At 68.6% G+C, this 2,591-nt stretch carries 2 protein-coding genes and 1 pseudogene; 1 reads left to right on the top strand and 2 read right to left on the bottom strand.

Annotated features, from left to right (window positions below; all coding sequences use genetic code 11):
- Positions 1 to 52: 52 nt before the first annotated feature.
- Together JK364_RS54075 and JK364_RS54070 are read right to left on the bottom strand one after the other, a co-directional pair.
- Positions 53 to 1,807: a M48 family metalloprotease gene (locus JK364_RS54075; RefSeq protein ID WP_201858826.1), complete on the bottom strand. Its 1,755-nt coding sequence runs from the start codon at positions 1,805 to 1,807 to the stop codon at positions 53 to 55.
- Positions 1,804 to 2,259 (bottom strand): hypothetical protein, encoded by a 456-nt coding sequence (locus JK364_RS54070; protein WP_201858825.1) that lies wholly within the window; start codon positions 2,257 to 2,259, stop codon positions 1,804 to 1,806. The genes JK364_RS54075 and JK364_RS54070 overlap by 4 nt, the downstream gene beginning before the upstream one ends.
- 115 nt (positions 2,260 to 2,374) lie before the next feature.
- Between JK364_RS54070 and JK364_RS56755 the strand changes: the two are divergent.
- A pseudogene (locus JK364_RS56755) lies at positions 2,375 to 2,591 on the top strand (integrase core domain-containing protein); the annotation flags it as partial.

Raw genomic sequence — 2,591 nt, 5'->3', positions numbered from 1 at the left:
GCAGTGTGTGAGGACTCAGCCGCTTGTGAAGAATTGTCCTTTTCTGCGTGAATCAGTGTGGCAAGAGCTGACTCAGCGCTGTTCTGGCCCGCCCATAGCGCAGGCTGACCATGGCGTCTTCGCCCGGCGCATCCAGGTCGTAGCCGGAGCGGCACTGCAGGGCCTGGGCCTCGGCCGTCGACGTGAGCAGCCGCTTCCATGCCTTTCCGCCCGCGCCGGAGTCCGGAAAGACCGGCAGTTCCAGCGCATCGCTCACCGTCGCGCCCAAGGCGGCGCAGCGGGCGCCGGCGGCATCGGATCCCGCGCCCCCGTCCGGAAGGTATGTGTCGAACCGGCCGAGCACCGCGGAGCCTCCCCCCTCGTACCAGCCGACGGCCCGGTCCTTGACCGCGGCGCTCACCGCGGGTCCGTCGCGCCACTCGTTCATCTCGTCGGACATCTCGCGCAGACGGGCACGTGCCTGCGTCGCCCAGTCGTCCTCCGCCTGCGCCCAATTCGCGAACGGGTTCACCGCAAAGGCGCTGATCAGCCAGATGACACCGTACATCCAGGCGCGGGCCGCACTCGCCTCGTCCGCACTCCGCGCCCTGCGGCGCGGGAATACCGCAAAGCCGGTGGCGATGATGAGCGGCCCCACAAGATACGCGAGATAGATCACCGTCTGCGCCGGGACCGCGTCGAGCTTCAGCCAGGAGATCACCGAGTAAATGATGGTCACGTACGCGACGAGGAAGACCGCGATCTGCAGCTTCGTGCCGCCCTTGTCCTCGGAGCGGGGGTTGTCGATTTCGGCCAGGCGCTCACTCCAGGTCGGGTGGTTGCGCAGAAAGCAGGGGAGCCGAAGCCGGGGCAGCGCGGCTGACCGCGATTCCACCTGCTTTCTCCACACCTCCCGGTCGCTTCCGAACTCGAATACGGCATCTCGGTCGGCGACCAGCTCACGATGGCGCAGGATGTCGGCCCTGGCCACGTAGACCAGCGCGGTGAGCACCACCGCGAGCAGCGCGGTCTTCGCTCCGGGCTCGTATCCGTCCCAGTACGCCCGCTCGGTGCCCTGAAAGCGGTCGTGGAGCACCAGGGCCGTGTTCAGGGCCAGGCAGGGCAGCAGCACGGCGATCAAAAAGACCCGCCACAGCGCGATGGCGAGATAGGCCAGATCGACGTCCCGGTTACGTACATGGGCAAGCTCATGCAGCACGACCGCGTCGAAATGCGACCTGTCCTTGGTCGTCCGTTTGGGCAGCAGCCCCACGTTCAGGCAGACGGTGTAGCGGCCGACGCTGCCGAAAGTCACCGCGCCGGCGGACAGCGCCCGGGGATTGCACACGAAGCCGGGCAATCGGTCCCGGGGCAGCTCGGCGCGCTGCACCAGCCGGGCCAGATGCGCCAGCCGCTCGTCGTTCCCGCTGCCGCCCTCGACAGCTGCCACGATCCGCTGCGCGGAATACAGCTCCGGGAGCCGGTCCTTGCGCTGCCGCCACCGCGGCAGCCACCGGGACAGCAGCACGGCCGCCACCGCGACGCCGGCGGTGCACAGTACGGTCGCGTACAGCGCGGTCCGAGCACCGTCCGCCCGGCAGGCGACCAGCTCCTGGTGGAAACGCAACCCCAACTCGGTGCGCCACTTCGGCCCTTGGAGATCCATGCCGGCCGCGGAGGCACAGTGCGGGAGCGAGGTCGCGGAGTGATACGTGAGCACCGCTTCGCCGATGAGCGCGGTTCCGGACGCGAGTAGCACCGTGACCAGCATCAGCATCCGCCGGGTGGTCGCACGCGCGGTGAGCGCTCGTGACTGCGCCGTCGTCATTGCCCGGACGGCCCCATGGCCAGCCGGGCGACGACGGCTTCCCCGAGCTGCTTCGCGGCCGCCTCCTCGAGGCCCCGCAGGCACGCCTCGCCGTAGACCCGCTGGTAGACCGCCTTCTGCTGCTCGGGGGTCAGCGGCACCGGGTCGGCGGCAACACCTGTGCCGCGGGCGGGAGTCCGGGAGAAGCGTGCCCGGATACGGGCGAAGAAGCCGTCCGCCGCGACGCCTGCTCCCCGGGTGACGAACTCGTTCACCACCAGCCATACGACGGGGGTGATCAGGCTGACGACTTCCGCCACGCCGAAGCCGAGCAGCTCGTCGCTATCGGGCCGGGTGAACAGCCGAGTGATGCCGTCGTCGTCGAGTGGCCGCAAATATTCGAGCAACTCCCGTTCATGCGGCACATGCTCGGCAATGAGCGGCGTGACGATCCCCCGTACGGACGCGGCCATGGCGGGCACGGTAACAGATGACCTTGGCGTAGGGGTGCTCGGCCGTTCAGGAATGCGTCGCTGCAGGTCGTAGGCGGTCTGGCGGGGTTTGCGGGAGCGCTGGGACCATGTCCAGGTGATCGTCTCACTGGTGTATCAGGTCACACGGAAGCTGCTCTCGGTTCCAGCGGTGTTGCTGCGTCGGCGGACGGCCAGAGAAGCTGAATTGCTCGTGCACCGGCCCGAGAACGCGGTGCTGCGCAGGCAACTTGCGAGTCCGGTGCGGTAGCGGTGGGCGGACCGGTTGTGGTTCGCGGCATCGTCCTCGCTGATACCCCGGCGTCGCTGGGCAC

Source organism: Streptomyces endocoffeicus, from assembly GCF_016741935.1.
Lineage (GTDB): Bacteria > Actinomycetota > Actinomycetes > Streptomycetales > Streptomycetaceae > Streptomyces > Streptomyces endocoffeicus.
This window is presented reverse-complemented; position numbering and strand designations above follow the sequence as displayed.

What these genes read in the sequence shown, in the direction of transcription:
- JK364_RS54075 (WP_201858826.1), bottom strand. Translation starts at nt 1,807, where the DNA reads ATGACGACGGCGCAGTCACGAGCGCTCACCGCGCGTGCGACCACCCGG.
- JK364_RS54070 (WP_201858825.1), bottom strand. Translation starts at nt 2,259, where the DNA reads ATGGCCGCGTCCGTACGGGGGATCGTCACGCCGCTCATTGCCGAGCAT.